General features: G+C 32.9%; 17 protein-coding genes and 2 rRNA genes (1 of these 19 only partly in view). 13 read left to right on the forward strand and 6 right to left on the reverse strand.

Features of this window, described 5'->3' with window-relative positions:
• The 3 genes from ACKC83_RS09230 to ACKC83_RS09240 form a co-directional block, all read left to right on the forward strand.
• Positions 1 to 222, forward strand: a 23S ribosomal RNA gene (locus ACKC83_RS09230) (it extends 2,610 nt beyond the left edge of the window).
• 212 nt (positions 223 to 434) lie between these two features.
• Positions 435 to 542 (forward strand): 5S ribosomal RNA (rrf, locus tag ACKC83_RS09235).
• A 287-nt stretch (positions 543 to 829) separates the two neighbouring features.
• Complete coding sequence (locus tag ACKC83_RS09240) at positions 830 to 3,274, forward strand: helix-turn-helix domain-containing protein (protein ID WP_434035287.1); 2,445 nt, start codon at positions 830 to 832, stop codon at positions 3,272 to 3,274.
• 4 nt (positions 3,275 to 3,278) lie between these two features.
• On the opposite strand, the gene ACKC83_RS09245 is transcribed toward ACKC83_RS09240, so the two are convergent.
• Positions 3,279 to 3,686 carry a hypothetical protein gene (locus ACKC83_RS09245; RefSeq protein WP_414037344.1) on the reverse strand — a complete coding sequence of 136 codons (408 nt, stop codon included), beginning with the start codon at positions 3,684 to 3,686 and terminating at the stop codon, positions 3,279 to 3,281.
• A gap of 356 nt (positions 3,687 to 4,042) precedes the next feature.
• On the opposite strand from ACKC83_RS09245, the gene ACKC83_RS09250 reads away from it, so the two are divergent.
• Complete coding sequence (locus tag ACKC83_RS09250; RefSeq protein WP_414037343.1) at positions 4,043 to 5,059, forward strand: LacI family DNA-binding transcriptional regulator; 1,017 nt, start codon at positions 4,043 to 4,045, stop codon at positions 5,057 to 5,059.
• Positions 5,060 to 5,068: 9 nt separating this feature from the next.
• Here the strand turns inward: ACKC83_RS09250 and ACKC83_RS09255 are convergent, their stop codons facing one another.
• The gene (locus ACKC83_RS09255) at positions 5,069 to 6,280 is read right to left on the reverse strand and encodes an MDR family MFS transporter (RefSeq protein WP_434035288.1); all 1,212 of its coding nucleotides are present in this window, start codon (positions 6,278 to 6,280) and stop codon (positions 5,069 to 5,071) included.
• A 225-nt stretch (positions 6,281 to 6,505) separates the two neighbouring features.
• On the opposite strand from ACKC83_RS09255, the gene ACKC83_RS09260 reads away from it, so the two are divergent.
• On the forward strand, positions 6,506 to 7,117 hold the full coding sequence (locus ACKC83_RS09260; RefSeq protein ID WP_434035289.1) for a DUF1684 domain-containing protein: 612 nt from the start codon (positions 6,506 to 6,508) through the stop codon (positions 7,115 to 7,117).
• On the opposite strand, the gene crcB is transcribed toward ACKC83_RS09260, so the two are convergent.
• A complete protein-coding gene (crcB, locus tag ACKC83_RS09265) occupies positions 7,114 to 7,485 on the reverse strand; it encodes a fluoride efflux transporter CrcB (protein ID WP_434035290.1) in 372 nt (123 codons plus the stop codon). The genes ACKC83_RS09260 and crcB overlap by 4 nt on opposite strands.
• Positions 7,486 to 7,500: 15 nt before the next feature.
• Entirely contained in the window at positions 7,501 to 8,562 is a 1,062-nt protein-coding gene (locus ACKC83_RS09270; protein WP_434035291.1) for an SRPBCC family protein, read from the reverse strand.
• A gap of 578 nt (positions 8,563 to 9,140) precedes the next feature.
• On the opposite strand from ACKC83_RS09270, the gene ACKC83_RS09275 reads away from it, so the two are divergent.
• Complete coding sequence (locus ACKC83_RS09275; RefSeq protein ID WP_414037338.1) at positions 9,141 to 9,527, forward strand: hypothetical protein; 387 nt, start codon at positions 9,141 to 9,143, stop codon at positions 9,525 to 9,527.
• Positions 9,528 to 9,568: 41 nt separating this feature from the next.
• On the opposite strand, the gene ACKC83_RS09280 is transcribed toward ACKC83_RS09275, so the two are convergent.
• Entirely contained in the window at positions 9,569 to 10,624 is a 1,056-nt protein-coding gene (locus tag ACKC83_RS09280; protein WP_434035292.1) for a branched-chain amino acid aminotransferase, read from the reverse strand.
• 180 nt (positions 10,625 to 10,804) lie between these two features.
• On the opposite strand from ACKC83_RS09280, the gene mnmD reads away from it, so the two are divergent.
• From mnmD to ACKC83_RS09295, 3 genes are all read left to right on the forward strand, one after another.
• Positions 10,805 to 11,485 carry a tRNA (5-methylaminomethyl-2-thiouridine)(34)-methyltransferase MnmD gene (mnmD, locus tag ACKC83_RS09285; protein ID WP_434035293.1) on the forward strand — a complete coding sequence of 227 codons (681 nt, stop codon included), beginning with the start codon at positions 10,805 to 10,807 and terminating at the stop codon, positions 11,483 to 11,485.
• A gap of 9 nt (positions 11,486 to 11,494) precedes the next feature.
• On the forward strand, positions 11,495 to 12,064 hold the full coding sequence (locus ACKC83_RS09290) for a pentapeptide repeat-containing protein (protein WP_434035294.1): 570 nt from the start codon (positions 11,495 to 11,497) through the stop codon (positions 12,062 to 12,064).
• Positions 12,065 to 12,169: 105 nt separating this feature from the next.
• Positions 12,170 to 13,078: a TIGR01777 family oxidoreductase gene (locus ACKC83_RS09295; RefSeq protein ID WP_434035295.1), complete on the forward strand. Its 909-nt coding sequence runs from the start codon at positions 12,170 to 12,172 to the stop codon at positions 13,076 to 13,078.
• Between the two features lie 53 nt (positions 13,079 to 13,131).
• On the opposite strand, the gene ACKC83_RS09300 is transcribed toward ACKC83_RS09295, so the two are convergent.
• Positions 13,132 to 13,803, reverse strand: a complete 672-nt coding sequence (locus ACKC83_RS09300) for a YceI family protein (protein ID WP_434035296.1) — start codon at positions 13,801 to 13,803, stop codon at positions 13,132 to 13,134.
• A gap of 150 nt (positions 13,804 to 13,953) precedes the next feature.
• On the opposite strand from ACKC83_RS09300, the gene ACKC83_RS09305 reads away from it, so the two are divergent.
• The 4 genes from ACKC83_RS09305 to ACKC83_RS09320 all read left to right on the forward strand — a co-directional run bounded on the left by ACKC83_RS09305 (position 13,954) and on the right by ACKC83_RS09320 (position 18,210).
• Entirely contained in the window at positions 13,954 to 14,478 is a 525-nt protein-coding gene (locus ACKC83_RS09305; protein WP_414037332.1) for a nucleotide exchange factor GrpE, read from the forward strand.
• 62 nt (positions 14,479 to 14,540) lie between these two features.
• A complete protein-coding gene (dnaJ, locus tag ACKC83_RS09310; protein WP_414037331.1) occupies positions 14,541 to 15,671 on the forward strand; it encodes a molecular chaperone DnaJ in 1,131 nt (376 codons plus the stop codon).
• A 299-nt stretch (positions 15,672 to 15,970) separates the two neighbouring features.
• On the forward strand, positions 15,971 to 16,900 hold the full coding sequence (locus ACKC83_RS09315; protein WP_434035297.1) for an ABC transporter ATP-binding protein: 930 nt from the start codon (positions 15,971 to 15,973) through the stop codon (positions 16,898 to 16,900).
• 2 nt (positions 16,901 to 16,902) lie between these two features.
• On the forward strand, positions 16,903 to 18,210 hold the full coding sequence (locus ACKC83_RS09320) for an ABC transporter permease (protein WP_434035298.1): 1,308 nt from the start codon (positions 16,903 to 16,905) through the stop codon (positions 18,208 to 18,210).
• Positions 18,211 to 18,321 lie beyond the last annotated feature (111 nt).

Below are 18,321 nucleotides of genomic sequence, written 5' to 3' on the forward strand. Positions count from 1 at the left end.
GACCGGAATGGACCAACCTCTGGTGTATCAGTTGTTCCGCCAGGAGCATTGCTGAGTAGCTACGTTGGGAAGGGATAAGCGCTGAAAGCATATAAGCGCGAAACCCACCACAAGATGAGATTTCTTTAAAGGGTCGTGGGAGATGACCACGTTGATAGGCTATAGGTGTAAAGGCAGTAATGTCATAGCCGAGTAGTACTAATAACCCATAGGCTTATTGTATGGAAGCCCCCTCTAACTTTATAGTAATATAGAGGACAGTTACTTGCAAGAGTAATGAGGGGCGCATGTTTTTTTATTAAGTTAAAAAGAATTATTATTATAAAGTATTTTTAAAATAAAGACTATTAAGGTCCTTTTTCAATATGTTAAGATATTTGCGCATTAGCGCGGTTGATTAGATTGTAATTAATTACATCTAACGATCAACAATTTAAGGTGATTATTGCGATAGGGCTCACCTCTTACCATTCCGAACAGAGAAGTTAAGCCTATTAGCGCCGATGGTACTGCATTTGTGGGAGAGTAGGTCGTCGCCTTTTTTAAAACTAAATCCTCAACATTTATATGTTGAGGATTTTTTTGTTTATATACTTTTGGGGAATTTAAAATTTACAATATTCCTTTAAAGGGCGTTCGAGCGGAGCCGAGAACAAAACGTAGCAAAATTTTGTTCAATTACCCATATTATTCTCATCAATACCATGATTAAGTAAGATATTATATTCCTATAATAAACGACTTCTGTATTGCAATAATTATAAATTCTTCTTCTAAAAAGTAAATAAATATAGTACCTTCAAAATATATTTTTTAAAACGTTTATATAATGGCTGTCAATAAGGAACTGGATTTAGCATGGGAATTTGTGAATAATACAAACCGTTCTTTGTTCTTAACAGGTAAAGCTGGTACTGGAAAAACTACATTTTTACATAAGTTAAAAATGGATAGTTTAAAACGTCTAGTAGTTGTTGCCCCTACAGGAGTTGCAGCGATTAATGCAAAAGGAGTAACTATTCATTCTTTTTTTCAGCTTCCTTTTGGTCCTATTTTACCGGATGCTGATTTAAATAATCCAAGTGGTTTTAACAGAAGGTTCAATAAAACTAAAATCAATATTATTAAATCCATGGATTTATTGGTCATTGATGAAATTAGTATGGTTCGAGCCGATTTATTGGATGGTATAGATAAAACCTTACGTCGCTTTCGAAATAGAAATAAAGTTTTTGGTGGTGTTCAGGTACTAATGATTGGAGATTTACAGCAATTATCTCCCGTTATTAAGGACTCAGATTGGCAATTGTTAAGATCTCATTATTCGAATGGTTTCTTTTTTAGTAGTCATGCTTACCATCAATGTGATGCGATAACCATTGAATTGAAACACATTTATAGACAGGAAAATCCAACATTCATTCAAATTCTTAATGAAATTAGGAATAATCAGCTTAGTCCTGCAGGTGCTGAAGAATTAAATAAAAGGTTCATTTCAGATTTTACTCCAGAGGCTAATTCAGGGTATATTTCATTAACAACTCATAATAATAAGGCAGAAGCCACAAATACACTAGAATTAGATAAACTTGATACCAAGGTATTTACTTATAACGCTATTGTAGAAGGTAAGTTCCCAGAGTTTTCATATCCAAATAGTGAGTCTTTAAAGCTTAAAGTTGGAGCACAAGTCATGTTTATTAAGAATGATAGTAGTCAGGACAAACGCTATTTTAATGGTAAAATCGGGAAGGTAATTGAATTAACTAAGGGTGAAGTTACCGTAAAATGTCCTGATGATGATTTTAATATAGTAACCAAGGCTGAAACCTGGGAAAATATAAATTACGGTGTAGATAAAGAAAGCAAAGCCATTACCGAAGAGAAAATTGGCGCTTTCACTCAAATTCCGCTACGATTGGCCTGGTCAATAACGATACATAAAAGTCAAGGGCTAACGTTTGAAAAAGCAATTATAGATGCTGGTGCGGCATTTGCCCACGGACAAACCTATGTGGCATTAAGTCGTTGTAAATCTCTTGATGGTTTGGTGCTTAAGAGTAAAATTAGTTCCAACCAGATTATAACAGATAATCACGTTTTAACCTTTAATAAAAACGCTGAAGAAAATGAACCGGATCAATATATTCTAGAACGTTCTCAAAAATTATTTCAACTAGATTTGATCGCAGAAGTATTCGGTTTCTATGAATTTCTATATCCTGTAAATCGTATTCTAGATATCTTTTATAAAAATAGGAATAGTATTCAGGGAAAGGTCGAACATGAGATGGTCACCATTAAAAATACCATAACCAACCTGCTAAAAGTAAGTAATGGTTTTAATGCACAACTCAGACAATTGTCGGAAGATGAATCCAACTCGTTAGAATCTAATGATACCATTCAAGAGCGTTTTAAAAAGGCTATTTCTTATTTTAAACAAGAAACAGAAATGAATATCGGTGGTCCGCTAAAAGCGTTTAGTTTTACTACAGACAATAAAGCAGTGGGAGGAGATATTACTAAAAATATGGATATTATAGAGGAGCTGTATGATTCTAAGTGTTTTTATTTTAATGCTCTAACCGATAATTTTACGACCAAAAGACTTTTAGAGTTACGCGCTAAATCTGTTTTCTTGGCAAAAGAAAAGCCTCGAAAGTCTAGAAAATCTGTTGTAGACGGAACTATTAATGTGGAGTTATTTGAATTATTACGTGTTTTAAGGAACGAAATTGCTACTGAAAATGATTTGGTCCATTTCCAGGTTTTTACTCAAAAATCGTTGTATGAAATCTGTGAAGTACTCCCGGTAACTAAAGATGAGCTTTTGTTAGTAAATGGTATGGGGAAGACTAGGGTTGAAAAGTATGGAAGTGCAATTTTAAAGGTTATACGTGATTACTGTGACGAAAATGATATACAAACGGAATCTGACGAAACTATCTTTACAGATGAAGATACTAAAGATAATAAAATAAATACTAAAGATCTGTCTCTAGACTTATTCAAATCTGGCAAATCGATTAGTGAAATCGCTCAGGAACGGGACTTAAATGAAAACACCATCTTCGGACATTTGGCACATTTTATACCTGAAGGGGTTGTCAAAATGACGGATGTAATGAGTAAACAAACTTACAACGAATTGTATGAGATTATCCCTAAAACTAAGTTTGAAAATCTATCTGATTTAAAGATGAAATTAGATGATAAATATAGTTATGGGGAAATACGCTTGGTATTAGAAGCTATTAATAGGAAAAGTTAAGCTACTAATTTAATTGGATTAAAGAACGAACATATTGTTTGTGAATAATTCTTAACTTTTTAAGTTCTATTCGAAGTAATTTTATAAAATCTGAGCCATTGGTTCTAGTCGTTTCTAAATGTCTCGTATTATAATATAATCGATCTATGAAAAACCGTAAAGACTTTGCGCGTTTTACCTTCTTAATTTGATCTGTTTCATTTTCGGTTTCCACAATTTTAGGTACTAAACCTAGCGCATCAATAACCAATTTATCTGCATACTTATCTACGTAATGTTTAGAATTGTGCATAGAAAGGATATCTTTATCGTATGTGATATAGGAGGCAATATGTCTAGATAATTTAAATACATCTAGAGACTTTTGGTAGATGATTAGATTTTTTATGTTAGTATTACTAGAGTGTGTCATTTTATAATATAAAGTGCACAAAATTAGTCACTAATTTGTAATAATGTGTTGAGAATTCAAAGTTTAACACCTATTTAGCCATTATTATTCTGCTTTAATATTGTGGAAACAATAAATTAAACTTCGGATAATTTGTGTTATATTCTACCAAGCGAAAAAAATATAGATTTTTTGTATAATGTGATTTCAAATAGCACTTTGATTAACGAAACTATTGTAAAACAATCATTAAGTTATCTAAAATTTAATAATTAATAAAAATTTAGACTTTTTAAATTCATAAATTTATTATAATTTTATCTTTTTAATTTTTTACTCTCAAAATCAAATTCACTAATAAATTAATAGCAATTTTCATGAAAAAAACGACCTTAAAAGATATTGCGAAAGCATTAAATGTATCCGTTTCAACAGTATCTAAAGCGCTTCATGATATTCCTGAAATTAGTGAGGAAACTCGGATTTTAATTCAGAATTACGCTAAAGAAAAAAATTACAGACCCAATTATAATGCCTTAAGTTTAAAAAATAAACGTACTAAAAGTATAGGTGTAATTATCCCTAATATGCTTAACTATTTCTATATGCAAGTGTTGCAAGGTATAGAAAAGGAAGCCGCAAAGAATGGGTATAGAATTATTACGTGTATTTCTAACGAGTCCTACCAGAAAGAGGCAGAAATATTAGATATGCTTTCAACGGGAAGTATTGATGGTTTCTTGCTGTCTATTTCTAAAGAGACTGAAGAAAATGGTGCGTATAGTCATTTTGAAGATTCTGTAAAATTTGGATTTCCTATAGTGATGTTCGATCGTGTTTCCGACCACATTGAGTGTGATAAAATTATTAACGACGATTTTAACGGTTCGGTTAATGCCGTTACAGATTTGGCTAAGCAAGGATGTAAGCGTATTGCTTTTGTTTCCCCATTTAAAAATCTAAGTAAAGGTAAGATTCGTTTCGAAGGTTATAAAAAAGGATTGGCTCTAAATAATTTACCTTTTGATGAAAATTTGGTGATAAATGAATCAGAAGCCGATTACAAACAATATGCATCTATGATAAGTCCTTTATTTAAACAAACCATAGATGGTATTATTTCTACTAACGAGTCTACGGCTGTTGCAGCAATGAAGTTAGCAAATGAAAATGGATATAAAATTCCAGAAGACTTAGCGGTTATTTCTTTTTCTAATGGATTATTAGCACGTCATTCTAATCCGAAACTAACATGTGTGAGTCAGCATGGAGAAATTATGGGAGCAACAGCGGTTAAAAAATTAATAGAAAAGCTAGAACAAAAAGCAGACTCTAATACATTTGCTACAGAGCTTGTAGAGACCGATATTGTTGTACGTGATTCTACGCGTTAATAACTGTATTTACTGTTTGTCTTTCTGTTGTATCATTCTCCATTTAAGATAGTATAATATTGCAACACATACAATCATCACAACTGTGGTGATGTACCATGTTATTTGGTACCCATATTTTTCGATAAGGTGCATACCCGAGTTGTGGGCAATAATATGTGCTATAGAAAAAGCGATACTGTATAGTGCCATGTATTCACCCTGATTTCCTTTTTTGGCACGTTCTAAAGCAAATGCATTCGAGAATGGAAAAGCTATCATTTCACCTATGGTCATAAACAACATACCAATTACTAAAACGCCAGCCCATTCGCTTATATTTAAAAATACAAAACTTAGGCCCGTTAATACAGCTCCAAAAACAACCAAGCCTGTTTTAGAATATGTAGGCTTCTCTAAGGATTTTACTAACGGCATTTCTAAGGCAAAAATTATAAATCCGTTCATTCCCATTAATAATCCAATCTCAAATTCCGATAAGTGATGTACTTCTTTGTAGAACAAAGGAACGGTAGAGAAGTACTGTAAAAATGCAATTCCGAATAATAACATGGCGAATAAAAAGATAATATAGTTTACATCGCTGTAAGCCGATTTTGGATTTGTAACCAAAATCTCATCTGCTATTCTTGCTTTTTTAGGGTGTAAAACATTGAGTAATAAAATACCTGCTAAGAAGCATGTAATACCATCTACCCAAAATAAGCCACCGTAACTTAAGGTGACTATAATTAACCCACCAATAGCGGGTCCAGCAGAAAATCCTAGATTTATTGCTAATCGTATTAATGTTACCGATCTTACTTTGTTTTCAGGTTTACTGTATGCACTTAAAGCCACAAACATGGCAGGTCTAAACATATCTGCCACGATCATTAATATAAAAACACCAATAGAAATGCTTAAAAACGTATTTAAAAACTGAAGTGATATAAACAAGAATCCTGAAAGCACAAGACTAAAAACCATGACTTTGTAGTATCCAATTTTATCGGTTAATTTACCACCTAACCAAGAGCCTACAACAGAGCCTGCGCCAAATGCACTCATAATCCAACCCACATCAGATAACGTAAAGTGTAAATTTTTTGTAAGATATAAGGATAAAAAAGGGATCACCATGGTTCCCGCTCGGTTTATCAATGTTATTAAAGCTAACCACCATACCTCGGTAGAAAGGCCTTTAAAGGTGTTCACGTAAGCTCTAAAAATAGTTTTCATTGGTTTTGGTTGATTAGTACAAAAAAAAACGTCCAACTTAAAAAAGGTTGGACGTTTATTATATAAAATAGTAAAATGTTATATACAGAGAGTCCAGTATCTCGATTTAGATACACGGGTAAGTTTATAATTTACTTTTCTGCTTAACATGATTTGTATATTTATAAGTTCAAATCTAGATAAAAAAAGTATAAGTTGTATTTTTGAAACTCAAATTTTATTCAAATGAAATCATTCTTATATATCTGTCTATTTTTCTGTTTGTGTTCGTGTTTTCAAAATAAAAAACCTTTGCTAGGAGATACACCTTTTCAAAAATCGTTAAACGCAAGTTTTAAAGATGCGAGTACGTCTCCATTAAAAAAGAAGGATCGTAAAGCTTTTAGAGGTTTAGATTTTTTTGAATTTGATTCGGCCTACGTTGTGCAAGCAAGGTTAAAACATACACCAGATAGTACATTTTTTGAAATGCCAACAACTACCGATCGTATGTCTAAAGAACGTGTTTTTGGTGTGGTAAATTTTAAGATTAAGGGAGAGGATTTTGAACTTAAAATATATGAAAGTCAAGATTTACTAGACGAAGAAGGTGAAGAAGATTATTTATTTCTACCTTTTTTAGATAATACCAATGGTGACTCTACTTATGGTGGCGGCCGTTATATTGAAGTTCTAGTTCATGATAAGGAACGCGATAGTATTATAACTATAGATTTTAATACCGCCTATAATCCGTATTGCGCTTACGACGAAAAATATTCTTGTCCGATTGTGCCAAGAGCAAATTATTTAAATACCGAGATAAAAGCAGGAGTAAAAGCTTTTGTAAAGAATTAAATAGCTTTAATTATATAAACGCCAAGAAATACAGCGAAAAATCCAAGTGTGAAAGTTGTAAAGGTGTACATGGTAAAATTTAGAAAGTCACCCATTTTTAAAAACATATGATTTTCGTAAGCAAAGGTAGAAAAGGTTGTTAATCCGCCACAAAATCCTGTCGCTAGTAATAAAGTGTGATTCTGAGTGATAAAATGGTTTTTAGAAGCCAAGCCTAGAATAATTCCTATTAACAAACTCCCAAGAATATTAGCTAAAAAAGTTCCGTAAGGAATACCTGTATTGGGACTGTTTAAATATTTACTGATTAAAAACCGTAGAACACTACCAGAACCTCCACCAATAAACACTAAGAGCAATTGTTTCATCTGTGCTTGTAGCTTTTAGTTATCATTATCCAATGGCAGTTTTAATCCTTTTAAATCTAACGGAAGGGTATCCGATTCCTCTTTTAATGCAACGTAAATTTCAGTAACCCAATCGGCAGGGTTTATTTTATATTTCGGATTTGTAATATACGTTTCTAGCATAATATTACTTTGTGCGGTTTCCAGGTTATTCGTTTTTATATGCTCGAACGTAGTTTCCCTTGCTTCGTCTAAATAATTATAATCTCCTTTTAGGGTTGTTTTAAGTGTTTTAAAAGCAGGTAAGGAGCCTGTTAGAATATCGCTATTTGTTGTGAGAACTTGTGTACTAGTAGGGACACAACACGAGAAAATTACGGCATTGTTTGCTTCATCCCATTTATGATATAGTACAAAAGGAAAACCAGCCATCGGAATATTGTTTTTAGCAACATAATCAGTAATTTCAGGCATCATAACCTTTATTTTATCCTGAAAATTATCCATTTTACTGGATGTTGTATTGTATAAATAATAACCACCACTGTGATTTGTTATGCCGTTTATGGTAATACTATAAACTTTCATGCTTTTAGAAACAGCAGAATCTAACTGCATAAGACTGGTTTCGAATTTTGGCGCTAGATTTTCTTCAGGAGTGCCGAATAGCGCATAATAGGCTTTCTTTTTAAATGGTATATTATCACTACGCATACTAAACGTTACAGTTGATGTCTGTGGAGATAATGAATCTATCTTCCAATCTAATTGAGATTTTGGATAGTCTGGAAATGTAAGTTTTTGCTTAATTTCTGAAGGTTTATAAACTTCGGTAGTTGTAATTCTTCCAATGGCATTATCTTCTAACCAAGTGTATTCTTTATCATTTAAAATGGAGTCTGAAGTGCTTGTTTTTTTCCAAGGCGCCCAAGATTTCCAATGGTTTAAATCTTTAACATAATTAAAGATTACTTCTTGTGGCGCGTGTATCGTTCTTGTTTTAGAAAAGCTAATTTCGTTAGGTTGTACCGCAATGTAAATTGCAGAACCAATGAACGCAATTAGTAATATGAATAGTATATATTTGGTAGATTTCATTAGTGTAAGTTGTATGAAATCAAAGGTAATCAATTTTATTTCAATTTTTTAAAAAGCAGATTCGTTCTTTAAATATGCAGAACTTTTTCTGTTTTTTTTAGCGAAAGACAACTGAATTTTACGCGATTTATAGAAGGTATGTCTTCAGATTTAGTAGACCTAAAGGTGTTTTAAATAGGATGGTTTACTCGTGAAAATCAAGAGCTATTGAAAAGCGTTACAGAGACGTAAAATTTATAAAGGAAATCGGGTAATTATTAACCTTTAAATATTAATTTTATGCAGATAATAAATAATAGGAACGCTATAAAACCTACAAGAACCCATATACTACCGCTATAATATTTCTTGTGTAATGCAAAATCTTTTTTATAAGTATAAAATATTGAGATAGCAAAAACTATAAAAAATATGACTCCAAAAATTAATTGACCTTCTGTAAACATGCGGCACTGTAAGAATTAATTAAAAATAAGCTGATTTAATTTTAAAAACTTAATAATTAGCTTAAAAACTAGGGTTTGTATATAAAATTATCAAGTCTGTAAATGTAATCAAAATAATAATATTTTTATAATATGAAGAATAAAATAGAGTCTGTAAAAGCATTTCATACTGCTTATAAATTAGGATTTAGCGAAGTAGAACGTGCCGATTTAGGTGAGAGTAAGAATTTGTTGCGTTATAATTTAATGAAAGAGGAAAATGAAGAATATTTAGAAGCTGTTAATAATAAAGATCTTGTAGAAGTTGCAGATGCCTTAGGCGATATGCTATACATATTATGTGGTACTATTATAGAACATGGTTTACAGCATAAAATAGAAGCCGTGTTTAATGAGATACAACGAAGTAATATGAGTAAATTGGGGAGCGACGGAGAACCAATTTATAGAGAAGATGGGAAAGTATTAAAAGGGCCTAATTACTTTGCCCCGGATATTGCTTCCATTTTAAAGAAGTAAAAAAAAGAGCGACTATTTTAAAATAATCGCTCTTTTATGTTTTATATACTTTGTCTCCAACCGTAAGGGTCTTCAAGTGTATTGTATTGAATTCCGTTAAGTAATTTTTTAAATTTATCGGAGTATTTATCGTCTTGTTTAGGAATTTCGAATAGTTCTCCCTTATGTGAGAAAGCAGATATCGGACTAACAACAGCCGCTGTTCCTGAACCAAAAATTTCTTTTAGGGAACCATTTTTACTAGCTTCAACAATTTCGCTAACTTTAATTGGTCTAATTTCTACTGTAATACCTGCATCTTGAGCAATTTGAATGATACTTTTACGTGTAATACCATCTAATATACGTTCGCTTGTTGGTGCCGTATATAAAGTGTCGTTAATTCTAAAAAAGACATTCATTGTTCCGGCTTCTTCTAGGAATTCATGCGTATTGGCATCTGTCCAAATAATTTGTTGGAAACCTTCTTTGTTTGCTAAGCTTGTAGGATAAAACTGAGCAGCATAGTTGCCAGCAGCTTTAGCAAAACCAACACCACCATTTGCCGAACGGCTAAACTGTTCTGCCACCAATACACGAACATCTCCAGAATAGTAAGATTGTGCTGGCGAACAAATAATTAAAAATTTATATTCTGAAGAAGGAGAAGCTGCAATTTCAGGTTCTGTAGCAATTACAAAAGGCCTAATATAAAGCGAGTTTCCAAAACCTGGTTTTACCCAATCCTGATCTAAATTAATTAGTTTTTTTAAACCATCCATAAAGAGATCGTGAGGAAATGCTGGCATAGCCAGACGCTCTGCAGATTTGTTTATACGTGCAAGATTATCTTCTGGTCTAAATAACCAGACCTTACCAGCATCGTCTTTATATGCTTTCATTCCTTCAAAAACAGCTTGGCCGTAATGAAAAACACGTGCCGAAGGATCTAAAGTTAGTGGAGCATATGGCGTAATTTCAGGCTTCTGCCATTCACCATTTTTAAAATCACAAGTAAACATGTGATCTGTAAAAACCTTTCCAAAAGACAAATTTTCAAAATCTACATCTTGTATCTTGCTCGTTTTTGCTTTTGTAATTTCAATCGAATTTGTCAAAATATTACAATTTACTTAATTAAACAGTATATTAAATTATAGTATAAAAGTAGTATAAAAATTCCAAAAGTGATTTAAAAATCGTGTATATTTACGTCTTGTTTTAACTGCTAATTTAGATTCGCAGTACCTTCTATTAGATTTTAGTATTTTAATTAATCTATCTCAATTTTCAGTGTTTTGGAACGTAAAATTATTACTACAGCCGATGGTTCTTCAACCATATATTTGCCAGATTTAGACGAAACCTATCATTCGCGACATGGTGCAATTCAAGAAGCACTACATGTATTTATTACTTCTGGATTAGATTACTGGAGTGATAAGTACCCTGAAAAACAAGAGCTTTCAGTTTTAGAAATAGGATTTGGGACAGGCTTAAATGCCTTTTTAACGTGTTTACACGCAGAAAGTTTACATTGTAAAATTAAGTATACAGGTGTAGAGGCTTATCCTGTAACCTCCGAACATTTACAACATATAAATTATTCTAAAGAAATTTTATCTGGTACGCAAGAATCGGTTTTTAATACACTTCACGATGTATCTTGGGAGGTTATGCACGATATAACTTCTAAATTTTCATTATTAAAACAAGAAAAAATATTTAATGATATTACCGATGTAGCATTATATGACCTCGTGTTTTTTGATGCATTCGGGCCAAGGGTACAACCTGAATTATGGGGAGAAGCTGTATTTAAAATTATGTATAAAGCTTTAAAACCCGGTGGTGTTTTAGTTACTTATTCTGCGCAGGGAAATGCCAGACGTGCTATGCAAACCGTAGGTTTTTTAGTAGATCGCATTCCTGGTCCTCCTGGAAAAAGAGAAATGTTAAGAGCCAATAAACCGTTATAAAACCGTATTATGAGTCCTATTATTGAAGACGAGTTATTTAAAAAAGAAAATTTTAGTCGTAGTCCGTTGCCAATTGGGAATTACGAAAGTTGTTCATTCGAGCAATGCGACTTTTCTAACGGAAACCTCTCTGGTATTGTATTTAACGAATGTGAATTTATAGATTGTAATTTAAGTAATGCAACACTTAAAAATACAACCTTAAATGATGTCACGTTTTCAGGTTGTAAATTATTGGGTCTAAATTTTAAATCTGTAAGTACCTTTTTAATGCGATTTAATTTTACCAATTGTAATTTACAAATGGCGCAATTCGATTTTTTAAAACTGAAACAGACTTTATTTATTAATTGCGAATTACAACAAGCTACTTTTAATGAAACCGATTTGTCTCAAGCTGTGTTTGACGAATGTAATTTACTAGAAACTCAGTTTTTTAACTCCAATTTAGAAGGAGCACATTTTCAGACGGCTTACAATTTTATAATCGATCCGGAACTTAATAAAATGAAAGGTGCTAAATTCTCAAGTTCCGATCTAGAAGGTTTATTGCAGAAATATAAACTTCAAATTGATTAGAAAAATATAATTATTTACTAAAGTTTAGGCAGATTACTGTTAAACCTTACTTAATGTAGTGTCTTGACACTCTTGTATTTGGTATTTTTGCTTAAAAATTAGAATATGGGTGTTTTAATTACTGGCGCTACTGGACTTTTGGGAAGTAAAATCGTGGAACTTTGTCTCCAGAAGGATGTGAGTGTCAAATATTTAACAACCTCAAAAGAAAAAATAGTCAGTAAAGAAAACTATCAGGGGTATTATTGGAATCCGTATACTAACGAAATTGATACCGATTGCTTTCAGGATGTTGAAGTTATTATTCATTTAGCAGGAAGTACTGTTTCAAAACGTTGGACGGCTTCAAATAAAAAAGATATTATAGATAGTCGTGTGTTATCTGCGCGATTACTGCATAAAGGTCTCCGATCGGTGCCTAACCATAATGTATTACAAATTATTTCTGCTAGTGGTATAAGTGTTTATCCAGATTCACTAACGCGCTTATATAACGAGACAGAAACAGAAGTAGACGATTCGTTTTTAGGCGATGTGGTTAAAGCTTGGGAAACCGAAGTAGATACGTTTTTTGGACTTAACATAAAGGTTGCAAAAGTTAGAATTGGTCTTGTGCTTTCTGAAAAAGGTGGCGTTTTAAGCGAATTAAAAAAGCCTACCGAGATGGGATTAGGAGCCGTGTTTGGAACCGGAGAACAGTGGCAATCATGGATACACGTAGACGATGTGGTGCGTGTGTTTGTGTACTTGTTAAAGTATTGTGGAGAAGGTACTTTTAACGCAGTAGCTCCAAACCCTGTTACACAAGGCGAACTGGTAAAGTCTATTGCCAAGACTTTAAATAAACCTATGTTCTTGCCAAATATTCCAAAAGTAGCGATGAAACTGATATTGGGGGAAATGTCTTATTTATTATTTTCGAGTCAGCGTGTAAGCTGTAAAAAGCTTGTCGGAGAAGGTTTTGTGTTTAAGTACCCTAACTTACAGCCCGCTTTATTAGAATTGCTGAAATAAAAAAAGACTATCTTTTCAGATAGTCTTCTTACTAAATTAAATCTATGATTGTATTAAGATTTTGTAGCGTTAACTTTAATCGTTAACTCAATTTCGTCATTAATAAATTTGTCTCCTAGATTATCGAAAACAGATTTAGAACCGTAATTAATTCCCCAAACCGTTCTGTCAATTTCAAAAGTTTCACTGACTATACTAAGCGAGTCGTCACTTACAGAAACCGTTACAGGGAACGATACATTTTTCTTGATTCCACGCATTGTTAAATTTCCAGCTAACATGGTTTTTCCTATTTCATTTTTAGATACACCAGTGATTTCAAATCCTGCTGTAGGAAATTCGTTTACGTTAAAAAAGTCTCCCTCTTTACCTTCAACAGTTCCTTTTAAGTGAGCTTCTAAATTCTCTTTTTTGTCACCGTCAACATCCAATGCAACAATACTTTTCATATCTATTACTATGCTTCCGCTCTGTATACTGTTATTGTCGGTGGTAAGTTCTCCAGACTCAATATTTACAGTTCCAAAGTGTGTTCCTGTAGGTTTAAATCCTTTCCACTCGATAGAAGAATTCGCTACATCTACATTGTATGTCTCAGATGCTTGAGCACTTTCTGCTACCGGTTCGGCTGCTTTAGCATCAACTTCTTTACCTTTGTCTTTACAAGAAGTAGTTGCTATTCCCATTGATAATACGCACATTAGCGTTAAAATTTTATTTTTCATGTTGTAGTGTTTTATGGTTAATTTCAAAATTAATTAAAATAGAATGACTTATGAATAAAAGATAAAATTTATTTGTGACATTTTGGCAAATTCAGAAAGATGGCAGTACTTTTGCCTTTCATTGGTAGTGTTTATTTAAATATGTAAGACATGAGTAAAGAAGAGATACAAAACGACGTTGAGAACGAAAATATAGAGGAGCAAGTAGTTGAAAATCAGGAAATATCTGTTGAAGAAGATTTGCAAATTAAACTAAAAGAGGAAAAAGATAAATTTTTAAGATTGTTTGCGGAGTTCGAGAACTACAAAAAACGAACTTCAAAAGAGCGTATTGAGTTGTTTAAAACTGCCAACCAGGATGTCATGGTTGCGTTGTTACCTGTATTAGACGATTTTGATCGTGCTTATGGCGAAATTTCAAAAACCAAAGAAAAGGACCTTTTAAAAGGTGTCGAGTTAATTAGTAATAAACTTAAAAATTTGTTACAAAATAAAGGTTTAGAAATTGTAGAAGTACAAGCCGGTGATACGTTTGATGCAGATCATCATGAAGCTATTACTCAAATTCCTGCTCCAACACCAGATTTAAAAGGAAAAATTATTGATGTAATTGAAAAGGGATACAAATTAGGAGAAAAGGTAATCCGGTTTCCTAAAGTTGTAATTGGGCAATAAGACATTTACTTACTAAATTATAGTGTAAAAAAATATTAACGGTCGAAAGGGACACATATACAATGAAGAGAGATTATTACGAAATTCTAGGAGTTAGCAAAAATGCAACTGGGGCTGAAATTAAAAAGGCTTACAGAAAGAAAGCTATTGAATTCCACCCAGATAAGAATCCAGATAACAAGGAAGCAGAAACCAAGTTTAAGGAAGCAGCAGAAGCTTACGAAATTTTAAGTAACCAAGATAAAAAAGCACGATACGATCAATTCGGTCACCAAGCCTTCGAAGGTGGTGGCGGAGGTGGCTTTGGAGGTGGTGGCCATATGAACATGGACGACATCTTTAGCCAATTCGGTGATATCTTTGGTGGCGGCGGTTTCGGCGGTGGCGGATTTTCAGGATTTGGTGGTGGCGGAGGCCAACGCCGAGTTAAAGGAAGTAACCTTAGAATTCGTGTAAAATTAACGTTAGAAGAAATTGCTAACGGCGTAGAAAAGAAAGTTAAAGTAAGACGTAAAGTTCAGGCTGAGGGTACTACTTATAATACGTGTCCTACTTGTCAGGGTTCTGGTCAGGTTACACGTATTGCAAATACTATTCTAGGTCGTATGCAAACAGCGGCACCTTGTACGGCTTGTGGTGGTTCTGGTCAGACTATAGATAAAAAACCTAAAGATGCAGATGCTCAAGGGTTAATTGTTAAAGAAGAAACAGTTTCCATTAAAATACCAGCAGGTGTTGTAGATGGCATGCAATTAAAAGTGACTGGCAAAGGTAACGAGGCTCCTGGTTCAATGGGAATTTCTGGAGATCTTTTAGTGGCGATAGAAGAAGAAGCACATAGCAGTTTACAACGTGAAGGTGACAATCTTCATTTCGATTTATACGTAACTATACCAGATGCTGTTTTAGGAACATCTCAGGAAATTGAAACCGTTACAGGTAAAGTGCGTATTAAAATTGAAGCCGGTACACAATCGGGTAAGATTTTACGTTTACGAGGTAAAGGTATACCAAATATTAATGGTTACGCCAAAGGAGATTTATTAGTACATGTAAATGTATGGACTCCTAAAACATTGAATAAACAACAAAAAGATTTTTTCGAAGCCATGCGTGAAGACGAACATTTTTCACCAAAACCGGAAAGTTCTGATAAATCGTTTTTTGAGAAAGTAAAAGATATGTTTTCTTAAAAAAAAACAATAATTAAGTACACCTTAAACATCCGTCATATATGGCGGATGTTTTTGTTTTTATGTAATTCGTAAAAATTATAATAAAAAATTAAGGGTTATTTAATATAAAGTACTATATTTGGATTATTACTAATTGAAATTAGTAAATTTTTCTTTTTCATAGCAATTTTTTTCCCATCCTTATGTTTATCTAAGGGTGGGTTTTGTGATTTTAGCGATTATTGCTTTTTATGCATATAATTAAACTTGTTGTCTTACATTTAATATCTTTACATCCTAATTAACTAAACTCACGAATGCATAACATTTTAGAGGCGCATAATATTTCTAAAAAATTTGGAGATTTTACAGCGCTTAACCAAGTTTCTATAGACGTTCCTAAAGGCAGTATTTTTGGTTTGTTAGGACCAAATGGTGCTGGAAAAACCACTTTAATTCGTATCATAAATCAAATTACCATGCCCGATTCCGGACATGTAATTTTAGATGGAGAACCTTTAAAGAATCACCATGTTAGAGATATTGGATATTTACCAGAAGAACGGGGTTTATATAAATCTATGAAGGTTGGCGAGCAAGCGCTATATCTAGCACAATTAAAAGGCTTAAGTAAAGCTGAAGCCAAAAAGCGATTGCACTATTGGTTCGAACGTTTAGAAATTGGAGATTGGTGGAATAAAAAAATTCAAGAGCTATCTAAAGGAATGGCGCAAAAAATTCAGTTTGTAGTCACCGTTTTACACGAACCTAAACTGTTAATTTTCGATGAGCCTTTTTCTGGATTCGATCCTATAAATGCTAACCTTATAAAAGACGAAATCTTACGTTTACGCGATAATGGCGCAACTGTTATTTTTTCGACACACCGTATGGAGTCTGTCGAAGAATTATGCGATCATATTGCATTAATTAATAAGTCTAATAAAATATTAGACGGTAGGTTAACAGATATAAAAAGAGCGTATAAAGATAACTCTTACGAAATCGGAGTAAAAACGTCAAATATCGATGCTTTACACAAAGAGTTAACCGATAAATTTGATGTGTCTCCAGCACAATTCAAAACAATAGACGAGCAATTAAAGTTAAATGTAAAATTAGGAGCGATAGAGAAGCCTAACGATTTTTTGCAGTATTTAACTACTAAAGGAGAAGTGTCTCACTTTATTGAATTACTGCCAAGCACAAACGATATTTTTATAAAAGCCATTCAGAATAATAGTTAAACATGAATCATTTACCACTCATAATTAAAAGAGAGTATTTAACGAAGGTTAAAAATAAAGCATTTATTGTGATGACTATTTTAAGTCCGATTGTACTAATTGCACTTATTGCAACGGTAGCTTATTTGTCGCAAATCAGTAATAATAAAGTAAGAACTATAGCCATTTTAGACGAATCAGGTTTGGTAACCAACGCGTTTAAAGATACCGAAACTACAAAATATAGATTCTTAACCAACATAGATTTAGAGGCCGCTAAATTACTGGTTAACGCCCAAGAAGATTATGGTTTATTACATATAGAAAAGGGCAATGATGTAAATTATTTAAAGAAACATGTCAAGTTTTACTCAGAAGAATCACCTTCCTTGTCGGTTGTTACCACTTTAGAGAGTAAAGTTGAAAAATCTCTTACCGATGTGAAATTGGTACAAGTTGGCGTCGACTTAGATAAAATAGAATCTGCTAAAATTGAAGTTAGTATTGTACAAGAAAATTTTTCGGGAGAGAAAACCTCTAAGGTCGAAAGTATCATTAAACTTGCATTTGGTGGTGCCGCAGGGTATTTGTTATTTATGTTTATCATTATTTATGGTAACATGATCATGCGTAGTGTGATTGAAGAAAAAACCAGTCGCGTTATCGAAGTAATTATTTCGTCTGTGAAACCCATGCAACTCATGTTGGGTAAAATTATAGGCACATCGTTAGCAGGAATAACACAAATTATTATTTGGATTATTTTAGGAGGGATTTTAACAGCCTTAGTTGGGGTTGTTTTCGGAATAGATATGTCTCAATCTCCCCAAAAGCAAGTTATAGAACAATCTCTAGTCGATCAGCAATTAAACGGTCAGATAGAAACTATTCTGTCAGGCTTTTATCATCTGCCATTAGCCAATTTAATCATAGCATTTGTATTGTTCTTTATCGCAGGGTATTTACTATACAGCTCAATGTATGCGGCAATTGGTGCTGCAGTAGATAATGAAACCGATACACAACAGTTTGTATTTCCTATATTAATGCCATTGGTATTATCTGTTTATATTGGTTTCTTTACCGTTATCGAAGATCCGCACGGCATTGTGTCTACAATATTTTCATTTATTCCTTTAACTTCTCCGGTAGTTATGCTAATGCGAATACCGTTTGGTGTTCCTATATGGCAACAGCTATTATCGCTGTTACTTTTAATAGGATCTTTTTTACTTACCGTTTGGTTCGCTGCGAAAATTTATCGTGTTGGGATTCTAATGTATGGTAAAAAACCGACGTACAAGGAGCTTATTAAATGGATTAAATATTAAAAATTATATTTCGTTCTTTATTTTTATGATTCATTTTTCTTACAAAGCTAACGTAGGATATATGTACTAGCGTTAGAAAGAAAATGAAATAGATTAAAGAATTTAAAACAA

Source organism: Formosa bonchosmolovskayae, from assembly GCF_051016085.1.
Classification (GTDB): Bacteria; Bacteroidota; Bacteroidia; order Flavobacteriales; family Flavobacteriaceae; genus Formosa.